This is a genomic window from Chryseobacterium sp. CP-77 (assembly GCF_036362765.1).
GTDB classification, from domain to species: domain Bacteria; phylum Bacteroidota; class Bacteroidia; order Flavobacteriales; family Weeksellaceae; genus Chryseobacterium; species Chryseobacterium cupriresistens.
Map to the genome: position 1 here is coordinate 241,087 of NZ_CP143637.1, position 24,471 is coordinate 265,557.

Annotated in this window: 27 protein-coding genes and 2 tRNA genes; 18 read left to right on the plus strand and 11 right to left on the minus strand. The window is 37.9% G+C overall.

The genetic code is table 11. The features are described from left to right. Window positions 1-96 precede the first annotated feature (96 nt). From V0410_RS01070 to V0410_RS01095, 6 genes are all read right to left on the minus strand, one after another. The gene (locus V0410_RS01070; protein ID WP_330745950.1) at window positions 97-2,340 is read right to left on the minus strand and encodes a nitric-oxide reductase large subunit; all 2,244 of its coding nucleotides are present in this window, start codon (window positions 2,338-2,340) and stop codon (window positions 97-99) included. Between the two features lie 13 nt (window positions 2,341-2,353). After that, a complete protein-coding gene (gene ric / locus V0410_RS01075) occupies window positions 2,354-3,079 on the minus strand; it encodes an iron-sulfur cluster repair di-iron protein (protein ID WP_330745951.1) in 726 nt (241 codons plus the stop codon). 43 nt (window positions 3,080-3,122) lie between these two features. Further along, on the minus strand, window positions 3,123-3,551 hold the full coding sequence (locus V0410_RS01080; protein ID WP_330745952.1) for a c-type cytochrome: 429 nt from the start codon (window positions 3,549-3,551) through the stop codon (window positions 3,123-3,125). 14 nt (window positions 3,552-3,565) lie between these two features. Next, window positions 3,566-4,015, minus strand: a complete 450-nt coding sequence (locus tag V0410_RS01085) for a hypothetical protein (RefSeq protein ID WP_330745953.1) — start codon at window positions 4,013-4,015, stop codon at window positions 3,566-3,568. 54 nt (window positions 4,016-4,069) lie between these two features. Next, entirely contained in the window at window positions 4,070-4,501 is a 432-nt protein-coding gene (locus tag V0410_RS01090) for an RrF2 family transcriptional regulator (protein ID WP_136521649.1), read from the minus strand. A gap of 101 nt (window positions 4,502-4,602) precedes the next feature. Beyond that, complete coding sequence (locus tag V0410_RS01095) at window positions 4,603-5,415, minus strand: AraC family transcriptional regulator (protein WP_330745954.1); 813 nt, start codon at window positions 5,413-5,415, stop codon at window positions 4,603-4,605. A gap of 131 nt (window positions 5,416-5,546) precedes the next feature. Here V0410_RS01095 and V0410_RS01100 point away from each other — a divergent pair, with 131 nt between their 5' ends. The 5 genes from V0410_RS01100 (at window position 5,547) to V0410_RS01120 (ending at window position 11,458) form a co-directional block, all read left to right on the plus strand. Beyond that, window positions 5,547-6,869 carry a TolC family protein gene (locus V0410_RS01100; protein ID WP_330745955.1) on the plus strand — a complete coding sequence of 441 codons (1,323 nt, stop codon included), beginning with the start codon at window positions 5,547-5,549 and terminating at the stop codon, window positions 6,867-6,869. A 4-nt stretch (window positions 6,870-6,873) separates the two neighbouring features. After that, window positions 6,874-7,938: an HlyD family secretion protein gene (locus tag V0410_RS01105; RefSeq protein ID WP_330745956.1), complete on the plus strand. Its 1,065-nt coding sequence runs from the start codon at window positions 6,874-6,876 to the stop codon at window positions 7,936-7,938. Further along, window positions 7,931-9,523: a beta-carotene 15,15'-monooxygenase gene (locus tag V0410_RS01110; protein WP_330745957.1), complete on the plus strand. Its 1,593-nt coding sequence runs from the start codon at window positions 7,931-7,933 to the stop codon at window positions 9,521-9,523. Before V0410_RS01105 ends, V0410_RS01110 begins: the two co-directional genes overlap by 8 nt. 195 nt (window positions 9,524-9,718) lie before the next feature. Further along, on the plus strand, window positions 9,719-10,717 hold the full coding sequence (locus V0410_RS01115) for a GlxA family transcriptional regulator (protein WP_330745958.1): 999 nt from the start codon (window positions 9,719-9,721) through the stop codon (window positions 10,715-10,717). A gap of 102 nt (window positions 10,718-10,819) precedes the next feature. Then, window positions 10,820-11,458: a DJ-1/PfpI family protein gene (locus V0410_RS01120; RefSeq protein WP_330745959.1), complete on the plus strand. Its 639-nt coding sequence runs from the start codon at window positions 10,820-10,822 to the stop codon at window positions 11,456-11,458. A gap of 69 nt (window positions 11,459-11,527) precedes the next feature. On the opposite strand, the gene V0410_RS01125 is transcribed toward V0410_RS01120, so the two are convergent. Continuing rightward, window positions 11,528-12,031 (minus strand): transposase, encoded by a 504-nt coding sequence (locus V0410_RS01125; RefSeq protein ID WP_330745960.1) that lies wholly within the window; start codon window positions 12,029-12,031, stop codon window positions 11,528-11,530. Between the two features lie 14 nt (window positions 12,032-12,045). Next, complete coding sequence (locus V0410_RS01130; RefSeq protein ID WP_330745961.1) at window positions 12,046-12,501, minus strand: MarR family winged helix-turn-helix transcriptional regulator; 456 nt, start codon at window positions 12,499-12,501, stop codon at window positions 12,046-12,048. A 283-nt stretch (window positions 12,502-12,784) separates the two neighbouring features. Between V0410_RS01130 and V0410_RS01135 the strand changes: the two genes are divergently transcribed. Continuing rightward, window positions 12,785-12,857: transfer RNA gene (locus V0410_RS01135), tRNA-Lys, on the plus strand. Between the two features lie 182 nt (window positions 12,858-13,039). On the opposite strand, the gene V0410_RS01140 is transcribed toward V0410_RS01135, so the two are convergent. Continuing rightward, window positions 13,040-13,201 carry a hypothetical protein gene (locus V0410_RS01140; protein WP_171006229.1) on the minus strand — a complete coding sequence of 54 codons (162 nt, stop codon included), beginning with the start codon at window positions 13,199-13,201 and terminating at the stop codon, window positions 13,040-13,042. 325 nt (window positions 13,202-13,526) lie between these two features. On the opposite strand from V0410_RS01140, the gene V0410_RS01145 reads away from it, so the two are divergent. Next, a tRNA-Lys gene (locus V0410_RS01145) sits at window positions 13,527-13,599 on the plus strand. 204 nt (window positions 13,600-13,803) lie between these two features. Here the strand turns inward: V0410_RS01145 and V0410_RS01150 are convergent. Beyond that, complete coding sequence (locus tag V0410_RS01150) at window positions 13,804-14,115, minus strand: hypothetical protein (RefSeq protein ID WP_330745962.1); 312 nt, start codon at window positions 14,113-14,115, stop codon at window positions 13,804-13,806. A gap of 219 nt (window positions 14,116-14,334) precedes the next feature. Here V0410_RS01150 and V0410_RS01155 point away from each other — a divergent pair, with 219 nt between their 5' ends. From V0410_RS01155 to V0410_RS01200, 10 genes are all read left to right on the plus strand, one after another. After that, entirely contained in the window at window positions 14,335-14,988 is a 654-nt protein-coding gene (locus V0410_RS01155; RefSeq protein WP_330745963.1) for a MarR family winged helix-turn-helix transcriptional regulator, read from the plus strand. 44 nt (window positions 14,989-15,032) lie between these two features. Next, on the plus strand, window positions 15,033-16,517 hold the full coding sequence (locus V0410_RS01160; protein ID WP_330745964.1) for a phytoene desaturase family protein: 1,485 nt from the start codon (window positions 15,033-15,035) through the stop codon (window positions 16,515-16,517). A gap of 6 nt (window positions 16,518-16,523) precedes the next feature. Continuing rightward, window positions 16,524-17,360, plus strand: a complete 837-nt coding sequence (locus tag V0410_RS01165; protein ID WP_330745965.1) for a phytoene/squalene synthase family protein — start codon at window positions 16,524-16,526, stop codon at window positions 17,358-17,360. Between the two features lie 53 nt (window positions 17,361-17,413). Next, entirely contained in the window at window positions 17,414-17,878 is a 465-nt protein-coding gene (locus V0410_RS01170; RefSeq protein WP_330745966.1) for an SRPBCC family protein, read from the plus strand. Window position 17,879: 1 nt separating this feature from the next. Further along, complete coding sequence (locus V0410_RS01175) at window positions 17,880-18,332, plus strand: sterol desaturase family protein (protein WP_110009708.1); 453 nt, start codon at window positions 17,880-17,882, stop codon at window positions 18,330-18,332. Next, a complete protein-coding gene (locus V0410_RS01180; protein WP_330745967.1) occupies window positions 18,329-19,018 on the plus strand; it encodes a lycopene cyclase domain-containing protein in 690 nt (229 codons plus the stop codon). The genes V0410_RS01175 and V0410_RS01180 overlap by 4 nt, the downstream gene beginning before the upstream one ends. Then, window positions 19,008-19,556: a lipocalin family protein gene (locus V0410_RS01185; protein ID WP_330745968.1), complete on the plus strand. Its 549-nt coding sequence runs from the start codon at window positions 19,008-19,010 to the stop codon at window positions 19,554-19,556. The genes V0410_RS01180 and V0410_RS01185 overlap by 11 nt, the downstream gene beginning before the upstream one ends. A gap of 29 nt (window positions 19,557-19,585) precedes the next feature. Continuing rightward, window positions 19,586-20,176 carry a GTP cyclohydrolase II gene (ribA, locus tag V0410_RS01190; RefSeq protein ID WP_330745969.1) on the plus strand — a complete coding sequence of 197 codons (591 nt, stop codon included), beginning with the start codon at window positions 19,586-19,588 and terminating at the stop codon, window positions 20,174-20,176. Window positions 20,177-20,225: 49 nt separating this feature from the next. Beyond that, window positions 20,226-21,662 (plus strand): SDR family oxidoreductase, encoded by a 1,437-nt coding sequence (locus tag V0410_RS01195; RefSeq protein ID WP_330745970.1) that lies wholly within the window; start codon window positions 20,226-20,228, stop codon window positions 21,660-21,662. Between the two features lie 99 nt (window positions 21,663-21,761). Then, entirely contained in the window at window positions 21,762-22,061 is a 300-nt protein-coding gene (locus tag V0410_RS01200) for a hypothetical protein (protein WP_330745971.1), read from the plus strand. 117 nt (window positions 22,062-22,178) lie between these two features. On the opposite strand, the gene V0410_RS01205 is transcribed toward V0410_RS01200, so the two are convergent. After that, the gene (locus tag V0410_RS01205; RefSeq protein ID WP_330745972.1) at window positions 22,179-22,796 is read right to left on the minus strand and encodes a Crp/Fnr family transcriptional regulator; all 618 of its coding nucleotides are present in this window, start codon (window positions 22,794-22,796) and stop codon (window positions 22,179-22,181) included. 197 nt (window positions 22,797-22,993) lie between these two features. On the opposite strand from V0410_RS01205, the gene V0410_RS01210 reads away from it, so the two are divergent. Continuing rightward, window positions 22,994-24,466 carry a hybrid sensor histidine kinase/response regulator gene (locus V0410_RS01210; protein WP_330745973.1) on the plus strand — a complete coding sequence of 491 codons (1,473 nt, stop codon included), beginning with the start codon at window positions 22,994-22,996 and terminating at the stop codon, window positions 24,464-24,466. Window positions 24,467-24,471 lie beyond the last annotated feature (5 nt).

Here is a 24,471-nt window from a genome sequence, read left to right on the forward strand (position 1 = left end):
ACTTCATGATAATATTCCTTTGAGATAAAAATTAAAGTGATTAAAAGATAATCAAACTTCATCAATTCAAAAGTTAATGAGGTTTAAATAATCCTACTATCTTTTTTCTTTCAACGACCAGCCAAATTTTAAACCGATAATGAAAATGACTAAAAGCAGTTCACCAGCAGCCAGCAAAATATCTCCCGGCACACGCATCCATCTCAGAAAATGCATCATGTCCGTCTGCATAAATTCCGCAGAACGTGCATACCAGTAACCTTCTTTTATAGAGGCAACAGACTGCATGATGCCTATGGGAAGAAGACTGATGGTTACCATCACCAATAATCCGATATTAATCATCCAGAAAGCCCAGCCAATTAATTTATCATTCCACTGACGGTCTGGATAAAGCCCTCTCAACACAAACATCATCAATCCGATTCCCAGAATCCCGTAAACTCCGAACAAAGCGGCATGCCCATGTACGGCAGTGGTATTCAGTCCCTGAATATAGTACAATGCAATAGGAGGGTTGATGGCAAATCCAAATATTCCGGCACCAAGAAAATTCCAGAAACACATGGCAATGAAACAGTAGATTGGCCATTTGTAAGCCTGAATCCATGGGGTTGATTTACTCAGTTGATAATTCTGGTAGGCTTCATACCCTATCAGAACAAGCGGTACTATTTCAAGCGCACTGAAAGTAGCTCCTAAAGCAAGTACTGCGGTTGGAGTAGCACTGAAATATAAATGATGGAATGTCCCCAGAATTCCTCCGCCAAGAAAGATAATAGTAGAAAATAAAACAGCACTGGTGGCAGATTTCAGCCTTAATAATCCCAGCCTTGTAAATAAAAAGGCAGCGACTACCGTTGCGAAAACTTCAAAAAAACCTTCTACCCAAAGGTGAACGACCCACCATCTCCAATATTCGGCAATCGCCATATGAGTTTGTCTTCCATACATTAATCCTGCTCCATAAAATAAGGCAATGGCTACGGATGAAAGGGTAAATAAGGTCAGCAGATGTCGGTCTCCATCTTTACGTTTCAAAGCAGGAAGCAATGCTCTGACCATTAAAATCAACCAGAGAATAAGCCCGATAAGCAGTAAGATCTGCCATATTCTTCCCAGTTCTACATATTCATATCCCTGATGTCCCCAAAGAAAATTATCTACCAGGCCAAGCTTTTGCATTACGCCAAGCCATTGTCCTGTTAATGACCCCAGGACAACAATCAATAAAGCTCCGAATAATATATTCACTCCCAGTTTCTGGTATTTCGGCTCATGCCCTGAAACTGCGGGCGCTATGTAAAGTCCTGTGGCCAGCCATGAGGTGGCGATCCAGAATATCGCAAGTTGTACGTGCCAGCTTCTGGAAACCGACTGTGGTAAAAACTGGTCAAGGGGAATCCCATAAAATCCGCTTCCTTCCACACCATAATGGGCGGTAACTACACCGGCAAGCATTTGAACAAGGATCAGCAGTGCAACCACCCAAATATATTTCAACGTGGCTTTCATAGAAGGGGTAGGTTTCATATTTCGAAGTGGATCTTCCAGCGGCAGAGCTTCACTGATTTCTTCCTCTTTGTTTCTGGCATGATAAAATACCAAAAGGCCTACAGAACCTAATAAAAGTAATATACTGAACCCTGACCATAAATGCAGTGAAGGAGGAGGTACGTTTCCTACCGATTCATCATGAGGCCAGTTATTGGTATAGGTCACATCATCTCCCGGTCTTTCTGTGATGCATACCCATGTGCTCCATGCAAAGAAGGTATTCATTTTAGCCATTCTTCCGGTGTCTTTGATGGTATTCTCAAGAATAGCGTATTGATCCCGGAGTTTCGCCATGGAAGCATCATTCATGAATAATTTTGAATAATACTGTGCAAGCTGTTTCTGCACTTCAGCCCGTTCCGGGGAGAAAACAATTTCATTTTTACTTTCATTAAAAGTATTGGTACGAAGTTCTTTTTTCAGCAATACCTGATATTTGGCCTGTTCTTCATCCGCAAGTTCTTTGTAAACTTTACCATCCTTTTTCGCCAGTTCATCAAGCAGCAGAACAGATTCCCGGTGAAGGTAATCAGCCGTCCAGTCCGGAGCAATATAGGCACCATGTCCCCAGATACTTCCTACGGTTTGTCCACCAATAGACTGCCAGACGTTCTGTCCGTCTTTAATATCCTGTGCCGTAGCAATCACCGTTCCGTCGGTACTGACTACTTTACCTGGGATGGGTGGGATTTTTCTGTAAATCTCAGTTCCGTAGAAGATAAGAACAGCAAACGAAGCAATCATTACTACAGCAAGCCCTATCCAAAGTTTTTTAGGTGTCATTCTGTATTAATTTTTAAGATTCAACGGCAAATTCTTTCTCCATTCGGATCGCTTTGGGGAAAAGGATATTGTTCTCAAGGTGGATGTGTTGATGCAGGTCATTTTCAAAATCCTGAAGCATGGCAAAAGCTACTTTATAGGTATTGCAGGCATCAGCAGGCGGAAGATATTCGTTGGTAATTTCTGCAATCCTTCTGAAGCGGTCACCTTCTATGGTGTGATCATGTTCCATCATATGAACCGGATTTTCTACGGTTCCAAAATGAGTCTTTGGAAGAGAACCTCCGGATATTTTAGCCTTCACCATATTTTTAACAAACGGAAACAGAATAAGTTCTTCTTTTTTCATATGAGCAGCCAGGTCGTGTGCTGATTCATTAAATAAAGAATTGATTTCAAAAAGTTCTGGATGTCTTCCTCCATGCACTTTGCACAGTTTATCAAGAAATGCCTGCAAAACAGGAGTTTTTTCTTCTACATAGCGGTGATGGGTTTTCTCAATATAATCTGTCAGAAGATCCAGAGGCCAGCTGTTGAAATCGACTGAATTACCTTCATTTTTTGGTAGCGCTTCCAGTTCTTCATAAATTTTTTCAGGAGCAAGTTTCTTACTACTGCATGCCTCTTCAATGGTTCTTCCGCCTTTACAGCAGAAATCAATACCGTGTCTTTTAAAAATTGCGGCTGTTCTGAAATCTTCAGCCACCATATTTCCTATAAAGTCTGTCCTTGTATTCATAATATAATACTTTTTTGTCTTTTATTATTTTAAAATTTTTTAATTACTTTTTAAGAGATAAGATATATTTTACCATCTGTCGGGCATTCTCTTTACTCAATCCTGCATGAGGAGTCATGGGGATTTCGCCCCAATTGCCTTTGCCACCGTCAATGATTTTTTGTGCCAGCATATCGAGATCAGCAACCGAATATTTTGCGGCAACTTCCTGATAAGAAGGACCGATTAATTTTGAATCTATTTTGTGACAGGTAAGGCAATCTGTTCCTTCAATTAACTTCAATCCTTCGTGCTTAGGCCCATCATTGGAAGCTGAAACTTCAGGAGCTGTTTCTACTGGCTGTGGTTGGACAACCTGTTGTTCAGAATAGGGTTCAGCCTTTGGAATGGGAGTTGTTTTCGGTTTGGAACAGCAAAATAATAATGTAGTTAAAGTCAATGCAATAATGGTATTTTGAACGAGTGTTTTCATAAAGAGTACTGTTATTATTGAACTGTATTTCTTTTAAATTGTAAAATGATTGCTGTGGTGAGCATTAATGCTTTCGCGGTTTCAGCATAAATAAAATAGTCGTGTAATGGAGTAGGAGGTAATGCTTTTCCAGATGAAAGTAAATCGACCCGGGAATCAAGTATTAGCAGCAGCCAGAATTGTTCTATAGCAAGTATGGAAAATAGAATAATCAGGATTATAAAATCAATTTTCGTATAATTTTTCCGACTGACGGACATCAATATCAGTATTACAAGAAGAAATCCCCATTGCATTTTTGAAGAAAGTCCAAACATGATTTTTCCTAAACCTAACGCTGTCGGAAGGGTAATACCCGGAACCTGAAACTTCATTGGTGTCTCCAGAAAACTGATGGTGATAAACATTCCGGTCATCAGACAGAGCAACATCAATACGAAAGGATTTTTGAGTTCTAGTTTCATTCTGATTTATTTAATATTAAAAGATCTTTTTATCTTTTATTTGTTTAAATTTTTTTAAGTCTTCAAATGAGTAAGCTGTAAGTCCAGATTATCAACAAACATTTGAATTTTTGAGGTTTCAAGCATGATGCGCAGATCCTGTCGGATACTTTTGAACTGGTCATGAAGTGGGCAAGGATGCGTTTCTGAACACTGATCAAGACCAAGTCCGCAACCGGTAAAAAGCTTGTCTCCGTCTATTTCTCTTACAATATCTGCAATGGAAGTATTCAGATTTTTATGATCCATATAGAAACCGCCATTCGGACCTTTGGCAGATTGTACGAATCCTTTTCTGCTCAGATCCTGCAAAATTTTAGCAATAAAATGCTCCGGAGAATGGATGCTTTTTGAAATGTCCTTAATTCCGACCCTGCTGTCATTTTTAGACTGCTGGGCAATATAAATTAAGGCTCTTAAAGCATATTCGCACGTTTTTGAAAACATTTCACTGAGTTTTATTGGACAAATATAGAAAGATATTTTTAATAAAAGATAAATTAGTCTTTTATTTTTTTGAAATCTGATGAAGATCATCTGTGAGCGGTTTATCCCATCATGTTTTGAGTTGCTTTATTGCTCTTTCTCAAATCTGACGGTCTCGATTGGGTAAATTCATGGAAAGTATCGCTAAAGGCGCTGATAGAGCTGTAGCCTACATCATCAGCAATTTCATTGATGGGTTTGTCTGTATTTAAGAGCAGTTCAATGGCTTTGATGATTCTTAATGTTTTTAAGTACTGGAGAAAAGAAATATCCATATCTGCTTTGAACAGGCGCGACAAAGAGCGTTCACTCAACCCAAATCTGCTGCTGACACTAGCCAGAGTCAATTTTTCCCCGATATTCCATTCGAGATAAGATACGATTTTCATCATCTGTTTGTTATGAGTGGCAGGGAGAATAATGGGTAATGGCTGCTGATGGGTCTTGGGAAGAATTTTTTTTAATGCTACCAGAAATTCAAAATTTTCATCTTTTGCCGTTACATGCTTTTCATCCCAGATTTCAGAATATTTGATCATCTGGATCAGAAGTTCCGAAGCCGGATAAATTCCCAGTCTGCTGTAGAAGGGATCTGAGACATCATCATGAGCATAGAAATAAAGAGAACGGAGAACTGTGGCTGTGTGTCCGATCTCTAAAATATGTTCCATTCCCTGCGGAATCCAGAAGAAATGTCTTGCCGGAACCACATAAGTCCTGTTGTCGATCGTAATATAGGCGATACCACCTTCTACATAGCTCAGCTGTCCCTTTGTATGCTTGTGAAAAGGAATCAGTTTTTCAGATTTTTCGTGCATGACAAATACACTTTTATCATCTTTATCAATGTCCGGAAGCGCAGCAATTAATCCCATAAAAAATTTAAAATCCCAATAAGAATACAAATATAATCATTTGGCCGGAATCATGTAAAAGTTGACTATTTTAGATAAATAAAATTTCCGGATTGCCAATAAATTTGCAGTGCAATAATTCAAAAATTCAAATGAAAATTTATGTCGCCGGATTGCTGATGTTTGGAGTTTTCTCCATCGTATCAGCGCAGACCGGCAGTCCAGCAAAGGATACCATACGACTCTCCCTGAAGGAAGCATGGCAGAAAGCGGAGGAAAACAGCCGCCATATCAGAATCAATACCATCAACGTAGACATTGCCGAAGCCGAAGTAAAAGACGCTAAAAGAGAGCGCCTCCCGGAAATAGAAGTTAAAGGTTCTGCAGAAAAAGCTTCCAACATTCCTATCTATGAAAACGGAATCTTTTCAAAACCAACCCAGCATGAAGTTATTCATACGCTTTACAGAGCCGGAGCAGATTTTTACCTGAATATTTATAACGGAAATAAGCTGAATCTTAAGATTAAGGAAAATCAAACGCTTCAGAAAATTAAGGATATCCAAAAAGAACAGTCCGTTTCAGATATTCACTACAAAACAGCAGCGCTTTATCTGGAATTACAGAAAACCTTAATCTTCAAGGATCTTATCAAGCAGGATATTGCTGATCAGAAAACACAATTGAAAGAAATACAGACTCTTTATAAAAACGGAGTGGTTTTGAAAAGTGATGTTTTAAGGATTGAACTTGAACTTTCAAAACGAAAAATGGCGCTGGTGACCATAGAAAATGATATTCTCATCGCCATGCAGAAACTGAATATCATTCTTGGAATTCCTGATGAACAGATCGTTATCCCTGAAGCACCGTTTAATCAGTGGAATGAAAATACAACGTACAACGAATACCTCAAACTGGCATTGAATCATTCCTTTGATTACCACGTTTCTGAACAGCAGACAGCGCTGAGTATCATCAAACTGAAACAGGTAAAAGCGAATGTAAGGCCTAAAATAGGGATGTATGGCGAATTTTATTATGCCAATCCACAGATTTTTCTTTATCCGTACAATCCATATTGGTATTCATTGGGGATTGTGGGAATTAAAGCTTCATTTTCCATCTCTTCCCTTTACCACAATACCCATAAGGTAAAGGCAGCCCAGCTGGAGTTTGAAAAAGAAGAGGAAGTGCACAGGGATACTGAAGATAAAGTAAGACAGCAGGTGAAAGAAGCTTATCTGCGTTACCAGGAAGCTTTGGAGCAGATAAAAGTGGCAGAAGCCAATGTCGCTCAGGCAAAGGAAAATGCACGTATTATCAAAAATACTTACTTCAGCCAGACTTCCCTTATTACAGAACTGCTGGATGCAGATATACAGCTGCTTCAGACAAAATTTGAACTGGAAGCGGCTAAAATTATGGCACAGAACAATTATTATTTATTACAAAATATTACAGGCGTTTTATAAAACAATGAAAAAAAAATATACTCCCACCGATAGAATGATCACGAAGATCACAGGATGGATTTCAGTTGTAATCGTTGCTGCACTTGCAGTGTGGGGCGGGTTTACCTTAAAAAATTATTATGCCTATGAGCAGACCAATGATGCGCAGGTTCAGGAATATGTAAATCCTATTATTTCAAGAGCCGGAGGATTTATTGTTGCCGTAAAATTTGAGGAAAATCAGGAAGTAAAAAAGGGCGATACCCTTTTAATCATTGATAACCGTGAATATGTCCTTCAGGAAAAGCAGACTCAGGCAGCCCTTCAGAAAGCCCGTGCCCAACTGAGAGTATTGGAAAGTACTACAGGAACTACAGAAAAGGAAGCTGCCGCAGCGATGGCTCAGGTGGATGCCAATAAAGCAAAAGTCTGGAAACAGCAGCTTGATTATAACAGGTATAAAAAGCTGTATGATGAAGAATCTGCTACCAGACAGCGCCTTGAAGATGTGAAAGCAACACTGGATGTCAACGAAAGTGATTATAAATCTTCACAGGATAATTATGCAGCTTCTGTATCCAGGATTAATGATATACGGGCAGAAAAAGCCGTGGTTTTGGCAGAAATTGCAAGACTGGAAGCATTGCTGGACCGTCACAAACTGGATGTAAGTTATACAGCTGTCACTGCTGCTTATGATGGAAGAATGGGACGACGAACCGTAGAAGTAGGCCAGATGATTGATGCCGGAGAAACGCTGGCATTCATTGTCAATAATGAAACTGATAAATGGGTAGTGGCTAATTATAAAGAAACTCAGATCAGGGATATGCATATCGGCGATCATGTGAAAATTGTTGCAGATTCTTATCCGGACAAGGAATTCCAGGGAACGATTATTTCCCTTTCTCCTGCAACAGGTTCAAGTTTTTCATTGCTTCCACCGGATAACTCTACCGGAAATTACGTGAAAATTGTACAGCGTATTCCTGTAAGAATCAGAGTAGATGGACAAAGAAGTCAGATTGATGTTCTGAAAGTAGGAATGAACGTGAATGTTTACGCTGATAAAAAGCATTCCAATGGCTAAAAGACAAATGCCTTATTTCAAAAAATGGGCTCCGGAATGGTTGGTGAAGATTATTCTTTTTTCAATGACACTTCCGGGAATCATTATCTTTTTTCTGCCATTGTCTAATGTGAATGCTGCAGCCGGATATTATGGATGTGAACCAGCGGATATCCAGTTTTCAGTAGCCTTGTTTTATGCAGGGTATGTAGGTTTTTATAGCCTGGAAAGACGATTTTTCAGCTTTCTGGCTGCAAAAGAATATTTTCTTCTTTTTACCACACTGCAAATTCTGGCCTGCCTGGCCTGCTATTCTACCCGTGAAATTTATATCCTGTTTCCGGTGCGTTTTATGCAGGGAATGTTATTTGCCGGGAATGTAAACCTTTCACTAACCCTTATTTTCACCCGGCTGAGTAGTGAAAGAGCAAGGGAAATCAGCTTTTCAGTGTTTTTCGGGATCTTAATTTGTGCTTTACCATTTAATAACCTGATTACTGCCGACCTCATAGATTCGTATAATTTTAATATCGTCTATAAAACTGCCATCTTCTCCTATCTTCCGGGACTTATTTTCCTCACCCTGGCAATGAGTAACTACAGAACTCATGCAAGATTTCATCTCTATAAACTCGACTGGCAGAGTTTTGGACTGTTCAGTACGATGCTGGTGCTCATAGGATATATAAGCATTTTCGGGCAGGAATATTATTGGCTGGAAGACAGCCGTATTTTAGGAAGCGTCATTGGAATTATTGTCCTGGGTGGAATATCTGTATTCCGTCAGCAAGCCATTAAAAGGCCTTATATTGATCTGCGTGTTTTCAGATACCGGAATTTTAAAGTAGGTCTGCTGATTCTTTTTGTCATGTATATATGCAGGTTTGCTTCAGGAATTGTCAATAATTATTTTGCATCGGAGCTGAAGCTGGACCCATTCCATATATCCTATATTAATATTTTCAATCTTGCAGGATTGGTTATTGGAGTCATTATTGCCTGCTGTATGGTTTTGCAGAAGAAAAACATACGGTATATCTGGGGACCGGGGTTTTTAATGCTGCTCATTTTTCATGCGGTCATGTATTATTCTTTTGATGTTCAGGCTGATGAGTTTAATTACTATATCCCGTTATTTATTCAGGGATTGGGTGTGGGATTGATTATGGTTCCGACGATTATCTTTATTATTTCGTCAGTTCCTGCAGCCATTGGCCCTTCCGCTGCGGCAACAGCCTTAGCAATACGGTATCTCGGATTTTGTATCAGTATTGCCCTGATCAATTTTTTTGAACTGTTTGAGAAAAGCCGCCATTATAATGCTTTTCAGGATCATTTAAGTGCTGTAGATCCGGAAGTTAAAAGCTTTCTCCATCAGCAGACTGCTAAGCTTATTGCTCGAGGAATGCCGGAAGATAAGGCTGTTAAAGCTGCCAATAAGCTATTGATTGGCAGAATGAATGTTCAGGATCATGTCCGTTTTGCGATGGATTATTATGAAATGATGGTGTGGCTTCTTGCCGCCTCACTGTTATTGATTTTCCTTTTCCCATATCTTAACCGTACTGCTCTTTATTTAAAATCACGCAGATTATCTCCTGCGTAAAGAGAATTTTAATGTTAATCATCGAAAAAGTATAGCTTGTCAGCTAATTTTATAGTAGAGTGCTGAGACTGTCTGATAAGGCAGTCTCTTTTATTTTAATAAAGGATAATAATTACTTCTGGCTGGAATTGTATGTTTTTTGTCATTGCAGACAAAATCCTTTCTCTCTACATTTGTACTCATACAGAACGAGATATGAAGAAAGAAGGGCGAAAAACAGGAATTAAAAATATAGTGCTTTTAGCATTGCCAGAGGTACAGCTGCTTGATATTGCCGGACCATGGGATGTTTTTACATCAGCAAACCGTTTTTTAAATGATAAACAGGATTCCGGTTATCATGTGTATCTGGTATCAGGAACTTCGGAAAAAATAATATATTCAGGTTCAGGAATGTCTTTATCATGCAGCCATACTATTTATGATATTGATTTTCCTGTAGACACTTTACTGGTGGCAGGTACCACGTTGAGTGTGCTGGATGAGGTCAATCCGGACATTTATCACTACCTTCAAAATATAGCTCCCGACGTGAGACGAATGGGATCTGTCTGTGTAGGAGCGTTCATCCTTGCCAAAGCGGGTCTGCTGGATGGCAAACAGGTAACGACTCACTGGAAATTTGCAGATACTTTACAGAAATCTTACCCAAAATTGAATGTGAATATTAATCCTTTCTTTATCCGTGACAGGCCAATTTATACTTCAGGAGGTGTTTCTTCAGGGATGGATCTTGCATTGGCTCTATTGGAAGAAGACTTTGGAAAACCTTTGGCGGCCGAAGTTGCCGGTCATCTCGTCCTCTATCTAAAAAGATCCGGAGCACAGTCTCAGTTTGGAAATGCATTGCCGGAATATGAAATAATGTCTCCTTTTACAAAACAAATCCGCGATTTATTGAAAGATAAACTTGGAGAAGCTATTACGGTGGAGTATATGGCAGAGTTCCTGAACATGAGTGTCCGTAACTTTTCCAGGGTATTTGTAAAAGAGTCAGGAATGACTCCCGGCAGATTTCTCGAAAAAATGAGGCTGGATCAGGCTAAAAATATGCTTGAATATACTGATATGAGTATCGACATGGTAGCGGATAAATGCGGATTTAGTAATGCTGTTTCTCTCAGCCGTTTATTTCTTAAAAACATTTCCCTCTCTCCGGCACAGTACAGGAAGGCATTCAAGACTACAGAATAATAGCTTTTTCTTATTGATTTTACATAAAACTGGCAATCATCAATTGTCAGCAGAGAAGACTTGTGCCATGATCTGAAAATAATAATCTTAAATAATAAAATTATGAATCACGTACAAAACAACAAGACAATGAATGTAGCATTTTTAATCTATGATCAGGTTGAAGCCCTTGATTTAAATGGTCCTTTAGATGTTTTTGTTAAAGCGAATGTCCTGCAGCCCGGAAGCTACAATTGCTTTACAGTTGGGAAAACAAAAGATCCGGTATATATGGAGGCGAACACAATGGCTCTTATTCCTATCTACGATATCCATACATGTCCTCAGCCGGATATGATTGTCGTTCCGGGAGCAAATCCTGAATACATTATGAAATATATTCAGGACAGGGATTTTCGGGAAACTGTCCTGAAATGGGTTGAAAATCATTATGATGCAGGAACAGTTGTATTTACGGTATGTACCGGAAGTATGCTTCTGTCAGGGACAGAAATGCTTGCTGATTATAATGTTACTACCCATCATATGCTGTTGGATGCCCTTGAACAGCATAATCCGGAAACTAATGTAATCAGGAATGTACGGTATATTGACCAGGGCAGCCTGATAACTACGGCAGGTATCACAGCCGGGATAGATGCCGCTCTTTATCTGGTTGGAAAACACATCGGACAGAAAACGGTGAACACTATTATAGAGATTTTTGAATATCAGAATGCAAAATCTGGAAACTTAGCGTAAAAGAGAATCTGTTGATTTGCAAATTTCGCCGATCGCAGATCGGCGAAATTTATATTTTAGATTGAAGGTCTACTGACGAAAACTGAGTACTTTAATACAAAGAGGAATGAAACCAATTGAAACCGCAATATAAACAGCAACCCGAATATAGTTAAGGGTTTTCCAAAGTGAAATTCTGGTTATGATTTCCTGTGAAACGGAAGGGGCGGATGCCAAGTTCTGAAACTGTATAATGTTTGGAGCAAAAAAAGCCAATGTCCAGGCTCTTACAGCTACGTGAATAATGAGTAAAATCAAAAGCCAGTTCCTTACCGGATCTATTTTCCAGCAAAAAGCAATCGCAAGGATAAAGGTTATTTCATGCAAAGAGTGAAGGATGATCCAGAAAAACTTCAGGCTTACTCCATTTCCGTCCTGAAGCAGCTTCAATGTATCGGGTGGGGAAGAAGCCCATTTGGGTACAAAGAGGAGCGTTTCGAAAATCTGTGCCCCGTTCATAAGAAAATAAAGTAATGTTGTAATGCAAAGCCAGATTTCTGCGCGGGTTATATAAGTAGCAGTTAAACTTTCCATGGTCTTGTATTGATTTATGGGGTATTTAAATGATCTGTTGTTTCTTTCATAAGAAGGGTAGCTTCCCTGAAATAACGTTCAATAGTTTCTATTTCCTTTTTAGAAAAAGTGGAAACGAGTTTCATGGTTTTTTGCTGCAGCTCTTCAAAAATAGGACCGAGTAATTTCATGCTCTTTTCTGTATTCGGGATGATCATTACTTTTCTGCGGTCTTCTTTGATGAACTGTCTTTTAAGAAGTTCTTTTTTTTCCAGACGGTCAATTAAACCTGTAACAGCGCCGGTTGTAAGACCTGTCAGCTTAGATATTTCACCCGCTGTTATGGATTCGTATTGCAGAATAAGTCCCAGATATTTATGATCAGTGCTGGAAAGCCCTGCTTTTCTGGCAATGGCCTCATGCATAAAGATTGAAGCGTCAGAATAGGCTCTGCTGGCTTCACGGAATTTTTGTATATTATTTTTAGTCATGAATTAAATTATTTTGTAATTATCTTAGTTGCTAAGATATTATTGTTTTTTGATTTATCAAAACAAATTTTTTACTCAAAAAATGATATTATCCGCCAGCTACTATTATTGCTGGGAATTTGAATTAAAAAAAATAACAACGTAATTAATTTATAAACAGGTGTTTGACTTTTTTGATGCAAATTTTATAATAAAAAAGCTTTGAAAAATTTGGATTTAAAGAGGGTTTTCCTATCTTTGCAGTCCCTTAAACAAAGGGATTTACTTAAAAAAGTAAGTGGCCGACTCGGTAGCTCAGCTGGTAGAGCAATACACTTTTAATGTATGGGTCCTGGGTTCGAATCCCAGCCGGGTCACAATCTTAAAGATGCAAAAATAAAGCATCAGAAAAATACAAAAAAAACCTGCAAATTATTTTTGCAGGTTTTTTTATTTATAGTGTTTGCTATAATGTTTCAAATGGCCGGTTATTATAAATTTGAATTAACTGATCCGTTTGATTGTTCTCGTTCTATTGCCATTGAAGTCAGCAATATCTTTACTCTTCATTTTTGGGTTTAAAGTTTCTCCCTACTCCCTGACGGAGAAATGTAATTTTTCCTTGTACTTTTTTTGCTTTTTCAAGGACCTCCAATGCTTTTGTTCTTTCGTTAACTTTGCCAGCGTGTGTTATATTGTCCTGACGTTCATTTTTTTTCATGTATCAATATAGTGAATTTATTTGACAAAAACAAATTATTGATAATAAGGATGTTTCAAATTTTAAAAAAATAAAATTGATTTACTGATCGGACCACGGGTAACAAAGGATTTACTGCAATTCTCAATTTTTTATTGAAGCTTTTGATTCGTTTTTGAGATTTATAGTAAGAACCTGCTCAGATAGGTGAAATTTTTGTGTCTGATATTGTAAAAGTTAGCGAAAGCACAGGCATAAAATGTCCGGGAAGTATTGTAAATAAAGAAAAAGTTTCTATCTTTGCAGTCCCTTACAGAAAGGGATTTACTTGAAAAAGTAAGTGGCCGACTCGGTAGCTCAGCTGGTAGAGCAATACACTTTTAATGTATGGGTCCTGGGTTCGAATCCCAGCCGGGTCACTTATGAGGACAAATCATTTTATTAATGGTTTGTCCTTTTTATTTTTCGTTATTTGTTGTCTGTCAAATGTATGTTGCAACCCGAAGCTATTCAATGATATTTTAATAAAAAAAGCATCCATAACGAACAGTATACAACCGATATAAATAGCAATTTTTGTTTTTATATCGGTTGTATATTGTAATGCTATTGTGGTCCAATATCTACTTTTTTACGTTGCCGGATCTTCCCTGCGTATTGTGCGCACTGTCTGAAACTGCTGCATTGATATTGCCTGTGCCGTTACCCGTATTATTATTGCTCGTTTTTCTTCCCCCAACGTGATTTTTTGTATTAATACTATCATTACCCGTTGTAATGTCTTGAGTATCCCTGACCGCAGATGCTGTTGTATCAGAATAATTTCTTTGCGTGTTGACTGAATCGGCAACGGGGGTGCTACTTGTTGTGTCCTTCTTTTTACAGGCCAGAATCATAAAACCGGCTGCTGCTATTGATAAAACTAATGTTTTCATAGGATTTTGTTTTGTGTATAGAGTGAAGCCAAATTTCGGTATTTAACCCTGACAGTGATATGAGCAGAATCATAATGGAGATTTAAAGGTGTATTAGTGAACTAATGTCGTTTTTTATTGCCGTTAAATGCTGGTCAAAATGTAAAAAGTTGAAATAAAAACAAAAAATAGTTTATTTATAAACTTATATAAGTATATTTGTGTACTAATTTGTTTGATATGAATTTTGAACTTATAAAATCAGTGGTGGAACTCGTTCAGCAATTTATGGAACAAAATGAAGGTAAGGCTCTATATAGCAATGATCTTCATGGTTTTACAGAATGGATCAATGCTGCTCATCAGCAGGATCTTGGAAATCCTGACTGGATAGGGAAGGAATCAGGAAGAAGTTCAGATAGTATTATTAATACTTTGCTGATCAGAATGAACAGATATGCAAAGTCTTATTCAAGATCAGCAGTCGGAAGTTCAGTTTTTTCCAGTCAGGATGACTTCATTTATCTTATCAGTTTGAAGAACATGGGAGCGATGTCAAAAATGGAACTTATAAAGCATAATGTACATGAGAAATCTTCAGGTATACTTGTTATTAACCGGTTGCTCCATAATGGCTGGATTGAACAGGCAGTTTCTCCAAAAGATAAAAGAACAAAAAATATACAGATAACAGAGAAAGGGCTTGCGATACTGGATGAACATATGGAGGAAATCCGCAGGGCTTCCAGGGCTGTCGTAGGAAATCTTACACATGCTGAACAAATGCTTCTTATTGCAGTACTTTCCAAATTAGATGAATTTCATGATTCTTTTTACCGTATGAATCTGGAAACAAGGGATCTGCTGAACACCGTATATAAAAAGTTAAACTGATTGCGTAGTGAAAATGTCTTTAAACAACTGTTAAAAAAATGACGATGAGTACTGAAAAATCAAGAAAAAGAATAGCGGTAATAGGTTCAGGGTTCTCCGGGCTCTCTGCGGCTGCTTATGCGGCAAAGGCCGGAAATGAAGTGCATGTTTTTGAAAAACATAATCAGCCGGGAGGGCGTGCGAGGCAATTTAAAACGGAAGAAGGCTATGTTTTTGATATGGGGCCGAGCTGGTATTGGATGCCTGATATTATCGAAGGTTTTTTCAGCGATTTCAACTGTAAAGCAGCTGATTATTTTAAACTGGTATCCTTAGACCCTCAGTTTGAAATGGTTTTTTCAGAAGAAAAGATTTCAGTTCCTGAAAAAAATGCAGACATTCGTGAGTTATTTGAAAATACAGAGGCCGGATCGGGTAAAAAGTATGATCAATTTATGCAGTCTGCCCGGTTTAAATACGAGGTCGGGATGAAAGACTTTGTGACAAAGCCCTGTTACAGCTGGCTGGAATTTGCTTCATTAAAAATAGCGGGCAGTGCATTGAAGCTTGATCTTCTGAGTAATTTCAGGAAATATGTTTCAGGATATTTTTCTGACCCGAAACTCAGATCTCTGATGGAATTTCCGGTGATATTTCTGGGTGCTTCGCCCCGTGATATTCCGGCACTTTACAGCCTTATGAATTATGGAGGATATGTGTTGGGAACAAAATACCCTATGGGAGGTTTTTATCAGCTTGTTATGGCCATGAAGGACGTAGCGGAAAAGCAGGGAGTGACTTTTCATTTTAATCAGGATGTTCAGAAGCTGAATACAGAAGACGGGAAAGTAGTGTCAGTAACGGCTGGGGATAAAGACTATGAATTTGATGCAGTTATTGCCTCATCAGATTACCACCATACCGAAACACTAATTCCTAAATCTATGAGGAACTATAATGATGCCTACTGGAAGACCAAAACCTTTGCTCCTTCATGCCTGATCTATTACCTCGGAATCAAAGGAAAAATCTCTGATTTAAAACACCATACCCTGTTCTTTGAAAATGAGCTTGATAATCATATAGACTGTATTTATGTCAATAAAAAATGGCCTTCGAAACCCCTTTTTTATGCGTGCTGTCCTTCAAAAACAGATCCCGCTGTAGCTCCGGAAGGCTGTGAAAATCTCTTTTTACTATTGCCTCTGTCACCAGGAATACACGATGAGGAAGCTGTAAGAGAAAAATACCTCAAGGAAATGCTTGAAAGAATCGAAAAGCATACAGGAGAAAATGATCTTATTTCCAGAATTGAATACAAAAGAAGCTATTGTGTAAGTGACTTCATTTCGGATTATAATGCTTATGAGGGGAATGCTTATGGACTGTCCAATACTTTATCGCAGACTGCTGTCCTGAAACCTAAAATAAGAAACAAAAAGATCAGTAATCTTTTTTATACCGGGCAGTTAACGGTTCCCGGGCCTGGAGTTCCTCCATCTGTTATCTCCGGGAAGATTGTTGCGCAAGAGGTTAATAAACTAAAATAAAATAATATGAAAAAGTTGTTTGATGAATTGTCTTACGAGGTCAGTAAGTGCACCACTCAAAAATACAGTACCAGTTTTTCATTAGGGATATTGGCTCTGAAGCCTTCTATAAGACCTGCTATTTATGCTGTTTATGGGTATGTACGCCTTGCGGATGAAATTGTTGATAGCTTTCATGGATATGATAAAGAAAAGCTGTTGAAAAGATTAAAAGCAGAAACGTACGATGCATTACAGCAGGGAATATCACTCAATCCTATCTTGCATTCGTTTCAGGAAACCGTGCGTCAGTATGATATCAATATTCAATTGATCGACCAGTTTCTGCACAGCATGGAAATGGATCTGCAAAAAATAGATTATAATTCTGATCTCTATAATGAATATATCTACGGCTCTGCTGAAGTAGTAGGACTTATGTGTCTGCAGATATTTACAGGAGGTGATAAGCAGCAATTTGAAAAACTTAAACCATTTGCTATGAAACTGGGTTCCGCTTTTCAAAAGGTTAATTTTTTACGTGATCTGAAAGATGATTACCAGATTTTGGGCAGAACTTATTTTCCCTCATTGAATATGTCTGTCTTTGATAATACTGTTAAAGCTCAGATTGAAAAAGAAATTGAAGAAGAATTCAGAGAAGCATTGCAGGGAATCAAGAAGCTGCCAGGTTCTTCTCTTTTTGGAGTATATCTCGCATACAGGTACTATCTGTCATTATTTGAAAAAATAAAGAAAACAAGTTCCCAGCATATTTTGCAGCAAAGAATCAGGATTGCCAATTCGCAGAAATTATTGGTTGCATTTAAAAGTTATATAAGATACAAATCTGCTTATTTCTGATCACTCATTTGTTTGGAAGATGGTTTAGAATTTAATTCAATAAAAAAATAACGATGTACAGATTATATAGAGAACAATATTTGAATTGTGATATGGAGACCGCGTGGAAATTCTTTTCCTCTCCTCATAATTTATCTGAAATAACACCTAAAAGTATGAATTTTGTGGTGCTTTCAGATATACAGGACGAACCTATTTTTGAAGGAATGGAAATAGATTATACCGTCTCTCCGGTATTGGGAATCCCGATGAAATGGAAAACGATTATCAGCCAGGTAAAAGAAGGCAGAAGCTTTACAGACTTTCAGAAAGAAGGGCCTTATAGGCACTGGAACCATTTTCATGAGTTCATTCCCGATGAGAAGGGTGTCTTAATGAAAGATACTGTATTTTATGAACTTCCTTTGGGAATTCTTGGAAGAGTTGCTCATCGTTTATTTGTTAAAGAAAAGCTCAAAAACATTTTCGATTTCAGATACAGCGTTCTGAATGATCTTTTTAACCGCAAACATCATTAACATGAATTTCCTGATCGTTTTACTTGTTTTTATTTCCATGGAAGGAGCCACATGGCTTATTCACAGGTATATTATGCACGGTTTTCTATGGAATCTGCATAAGGACCATCATGATCATAGCAACGATGGAAAACTTGAAAGAAATGATCTGTTCTTTTTCATTTTTGCCAGCCCTGCTATTGCTTTGTTATATGCAGGAGTAAGGCAGGAATTCAGTTATCTGTTTTTTGTCGGTTTGGGCATAAGCCTTTACGGGATGGCCTATTTCTTTGTTCATGATATTTTTATTCATCAGAGAGCAAAAGTTTTTACCAAAACAAAGAATCCGTATTTCCTTGCCATCAGGCGTGCCCATAAACAGCACCACAAACATTTGGGGAAAGAAAAAGGAGAGTGCTTCGGCTTTTTGTGGGTTCCTATGATTTATTTTAAAATGTATTTCAATAAAAAATGATGCAATACACTTACATACTGATCAATTTTTTCACCGTCATCATCTGCTTTTTGGCTTCTTTTGACCGTAGGATACAGTTTAATAAACTTTTCCTGAAGTTTTTCCTGTCGTCCACTATTGTAGCAGTTCCTTTTATCCTATGGGATATATGGTTTACCGGAAAAGGAGTGTGGTGGTTTGATGATCGTTACACATTAGGATTTAAGATAGCAGGGCTTCCTCTTGAAGAATGGCTGTTCTTTTACTGTATTCCTTTTGCCTGTGTTTTTACATACTACTGCCTGGAAAAATTTTTTACATTCAATCGGGCAGACCTCTTTAATAATCTGATTGTTTTTACCTCAGTTATTGTTCTCAGTGTTGTGGGACTTCTTTACTACGACAGGATCTATACTTTGCTGACCATCATTGTAACAGTGCTTACGCTTTTTTATCTGCATTTTATTGCCAAAAAAGAATGGATCGGTAAAGCAAGTTTTGTATATCTGGTTTTGATGCCCGGATTTTTTGCTGTGAATGGAATCCTGACGGGATCTTTTATTCCGTCACCTGTTGTAAACTACAATCCTGCTGACTTTTTAGGCGTCAGAATGGGGACTATTCCTGTTGAAGATGCTGTTTATGGTTACAGTCAGTTTTTACTCAATATTTATTTCTTTAAAAAAATAACTAAAAATGAAAAATAGAATCATTCTTACATTATTACTAAGCTTCGGGCTGTTAAACAGCCTGACTTCCTGTTCTTCGATGCCCGAAAAAGCGCAGCCTGTTGGTCAGTTTGATGTGAACCGGTATCTGGGAACATGGTACGAGATTGCCAGATTCGATTATAGATTTGAAAAAGACCTTGATAATGCAATCGCTCAGTACAGCCTTACTGAAGACGGAAATGTAAACGTAGTCAACAGTGGATATAATTTTAAAAAGAATAAATGGGTTTCTGCCAATGGTACTGCTAAATTCAGAGGAGAAAAAAATGTGGCCGCTCTGAAAGTGAGTTTTTTCGGACCTTTTTATGCCGGATATAATGTAGTTGCTCTGGAAGAGTACAAATATGCACTGATTGCAGGAAAAAATCTGGACTATCTCTGGATTCTTTCCCGTGAAAAAACCATTCCTGAAAACATAAAGCAGAAATTTATCAGCAAGGCGCAGGAAATAGGGTATGATACCTCTAAACTCATCTGGGTGAAGCAGGATAAGAAAAGTCCTTTTGATAAGTAAATTCCCAAATTTAATTAAAATCGAAACGTATGCTTAGAATACAGGCTCAATCAGGAATACCTACAGATTACGGACTATTCACTATATATGCATTCTCGGAAAATGAAGAAGACTGGAGCCCGCATTTGGTTCTGGTAGCAGAAAATACAGATTATGATAAGACTGTTAATGTCCGTTTTCATTCTGAGTGTATTACTGGAGAAGTTTTTCATTCTAAAAAATGTGAATGCGGTCAGCAGCTTGATGCGGCAATGAAATATATGTCTGAAAAAGGAGGAATGATCATTTATCTCCGCCAGGAGGGAAGGAATATTGGGATCATCAATAAGCTGAAAGCATATGCACTTCAGGAACAAGGATTAGATACTGTTGAAGCTAATCTCAGACTTGGTTTGCCCGCTGACGGAAGAAATTTTGATGTGGCAGTGGAAATGCTGAATCTGCTGGATGTGAAAGAAATCAATCTGTTAACCAATAATCCTGACAAGATTAAATCTGTTGAGAACAGCAGCATCATTCTCAAAAGCAGGATTCCTTTGGAAATTGATTCCAATGAGATGAATGCAGGCTATCTTGTTAAAAAGAAAGACTATTTTGGTCATTTTTTAGAAAAAATATAATGGACTTCAGACAGGCGGAATATTTATTGATCTGTTTAATCCAATAATTATGGAAAAAATACTGCTTACAGGTGCTACCGGTTATATCGGTAGAAGAATGATCAGCGTGATTGCCGCGCAGGGATATAAAGTCGTTTGCTGCTGCAGGGATACCGGTCGTTTTACAAGAGATATGGATATCGACGAACAGCTCATTGAAGTTATTGAAGTTGATTTTCTAAAGCCGGAAACACTTAAAAATATTCCCGAAGATATTGCAGGAGCTTACTATCTGATGCATTCCATGAGTAATACTGCTGATTATGAAGACTCGGAAAAAAAATGTGCCGCCAACTTTTCGGGTTATATTGAAAAGACCCAATGTAAACATATCGTTTATCTTTCGGGACTGGTGAATGAAAAAGAGCTGTCAAAGCATTTGAATTCAAGATACGAAGTTGAAAAAATTCTGATGGACTGCAGGGTTCCCGCGACAGTTCTTCGCGCAGGAATTATCATCGGGTCAGGAAGTGCATCATTTGAAATTATAAGGGATCTCGTTGAAAAACTGCCCGTCATGGTAGCTCCCAAATGGCTGTATACCCAATGTCAGCCAATAGGAATTGCCAACGTGCTCGATTTCCTGATTTTTGTTTTGTTTAAAGAAGCTGCTTATCAGAAAAATTTTGACATTGGATGTGATGATGTATTGACTTACAAAGATATGCTGTTGCAGTTTGCAAAAGTAAGAGGCCTTAAAAGAACGATTTTTACTTTGCCTGTAATGACGCCGAGACTTTCTTCTTACTGGCTCTATTTTATTACTTCAACCTCTTATAATCTGGCCAAAGCATTGGTAGGAAGCATGAAAGTAGAAGTAGTCTGCCGTCCTGAAAGTCTTGCTGAGATCAAATTAATTACCGGTGTGCAGCCTTTTTCATATGATACAGCACTAAAGAGAACCCTTGCAAAAATTCAGGCCAATGAAATCATTTCCAGCTGGAAAGACAGTTTCATCAGCAGCCGTAATGATTCAACCTTGAAAGAATACCGGGATGTACCGAAATACGGTTGTTTTACGGATCTCCGGAGTGAAGAGTATGATGACAGGGAAGCCTGTATGAGCCGGGTTTTTCAGTTAGGAGGAGATTATGGCTGGTATGGGCAGGATCTTTGGAAAATAAGGGGATTTCTGGATAAGCTTGTTGGCGGCCCCGGATTGAGAAGGGGACGCAGGCATCCTTCAGACCTTAAAGATGGAGATGCTTTAGACTTCTGGCGCGTTTTATATGCTGACCGTAAAGAAGGAAAACTTATATTATTTGCCGAAATGAAGCTGCCAGGAGAAGCCTGGCTGATGTTTAAAATTTACAGAAATAAGATCTGGCAAAAAGCTGTTTTTCGTCCAAAAGGTCTTTGGGGAAGATTGTACTGGTTGATGGTGCTGCCATTTCATGGTTTTATATTCAAAGGAATGATCAGAACCCTCAGTGGAAAGAAAAAATAAAGTTCTTTCCTGTTTAATTTTAAGAATATTTTAACATAATGTCTGTTTTTTAGGCATGAACATTGTTTATTTATATACCAAATACTTAAATATTATATTATGAATAATTCAGATTACAACAAAGCAGAAAATGCAGTAGACCAAACAGAAAACTCTTTAAAAAATGCAGCTGATAATGCGAAGTGGAAGATCAGTGAACTGGCGGATAAAGCTAAAGATTATATCAACGAAAAAAGGAATAATGATGAGGAAGCAACTCAGGAAGACTGGCTGGATAGGGTGAAATCAAACGTTTCAGATGCATGGGAAGATATTAAGGACAAGGCAGATGAAGCATGGGAAAGTACGAAGGATGCCGCTGAAGATGTGAAGGCAGAATGGAGAAAAAAAACAAATTAAGGTTAGTTTAAGCAGATGGCCGGAATCTAAAAAATTCGGCCATCTGTTTTATTTATTGTTTATTTATAATCTATTTTTAAAATTCTGAAGGGTTGATGAATAAGAGCTCATGCATAATCAGTATAAAATCCTGCGGCCTTCCAGCTTTATAGTTTTATTATGCACCATCTTTTTTATCGTTCTGATCACCGTTTCAACTCTCAGTCCTGTAAGATCAGCAATTTGCTGGCGGGTAAGTTCTATGGGAAAACACTGCTGGCAGTCTTCGTCATGATAACTTTTCAGATAATCCATTACACCTTTCAGCCGTTGGATAGGATCTGCTAATGCCAGATTGCGGACCATCAGATTGTTATAATAGAGTCTTTGTGATAAGCACATATTCATTTCAAGGGATATGTCAGGATTTCTTGTAAGCATTTCCATGAAATGATCCTTAGGCATCCTTATAATTTCTGTGTCCTGTAAACTGATGGCGTTGGTAGGATAAAGTTTATCAATAAAAAGAAGCGGATCTCCAAAACTTTGATTTTTACCCAATATATTATGAATAAATTCTTTTCCGTTTTCAGTAAAGGTGTTCAGCTTTACTTTTCCGCTGATAATCTGAAAATAATATTGTGAATAATCACCTTCTTTGAAAATAAACTCTTTAGCCTTATAGATGACTTTCGCACCCCCGAACGAGTAAAGGATCTCGTGATCAATGTTCATACAGCTTATTGTTTTTTTCATAATTATTAATTTTCTGAAAATTAGAGAGATTTTTTAAAAATATTGTAAATAATTTCAATCATTATGCCATTGTTGTTTTTCGTGAAAAATGTGGTATGAAATCCTTATGCATAAACCTTTAAAAATTACTGTTTTCTCAAATATTGTGAGTATTTTTGAGGCTAAAGTATCCGTAACTAATTATTGATTTAACTTCTATGATTTTAATTGTTGATGACAACCAAAGTAATCTTTATTCGCTTCAAAAATTACTTGAATCTAAAGATTTCCAGGTTGAAACGGCCAGCTCCGGTGAAGAGGCTCTTGGCAAAGCATTGAAAAATGACTATGCCTTAATTATTTTAGATGTTCAGATGCCTGATATGGATGGCTTTGAAGTTGCAGAAACACTTGCAGACTACAGTAAAACCAAAGATGTTCCTATTATATTTTTATCCGCTGTTAATACCGATAAAAAATTCATTACCCAAGGTTACGCTTCCGGTGGTAAAGACTACGTGACGAAGCCTGTGGATCCTGAAATTCTTCTGCTTAAAGTAAAAACTTTTTATAATCTCCAGGAACAGAGTATTGCTATGAGAAAAACACAGCAGAATCTGGAACTTGAAGTCAAAGGAAGACGGGAATCTCAGGTGACGATGAAATCCAAGATAGATCATTTTCATCTTATGCTGGAGTCTCTTCCACAGATTGCATTTACTCTGAATGAAGAAGGTGCGGTTGATTTTGTTAATGGTAAATGGTATCAATATTCAGACAATGAACAGAATTTCCCGGAAACACATCCTGATGATCATAATATAAGCGAAGAACTGGAAAGATGCAGAAAAAAAGGAAAAGCTCTTGAATTGGAAATCAGAATTAAAAATGTTATTTCAGGGCATTACCGTTATCATTTGCTTAGAGTAACCCCTGTATATGATGAACACCGTATTAAAAACTGGGTGGGAACATTTACCGATATTGACGATCAGAAAAAAGTGGAAAAAGAAAAAGATGAATTCTTAAGTATTGCAAGCCACGAATTAAAAACTCCTTTAACCAGTATTAAAGCCTATGTTCAGCTATTGGAAAGGAAGCTGAAACTTGATAAAGACAGCTCAGAAGCAGGATTTGTTACAAAAGTTCAGGGCCAGATTGAAAAGCTGAATACACTCATCACGGATCTTCTTGATGTTTCGAAAATTGAAAACGGAAAACTGAAAATCAATAAAAAGCCGGTGAATCTGGAAAATGTGATCAGTAATGCGATTGAGACCATAAAACAAACCCATGAACGCCAGGTGAAAATTGAACGCCATGGGGTAAAACCTGATATTTTAATTCCCCTGGATGAAATCCGTATCGAGCAGGTACTGATTAATTTTCTCACCAATGCGATCAAATATTCCCCTCATAATAACCAGGTGATTGTAACCACCTTTGTGGATCAGGAAGCTCAGGAAGTGAGAGTGAATGTTACAGATTTTGGAATCGGAATTCCTGACTTTAAACAGGAGGCCGTATTCAAGAAATTCTATCGTGTGGAAGAATCTTCACTGCAGTTTCAGGGAATGGGAATCGGGCTGTTTATTTGCTCCGAAATCATCAAACAGCACCATGGAAGCGTCGGGGTTTCCAGTATCGTAGATGAAGGATCTACGTTTTATTTTACCTTACCATTAAATTAATTTTC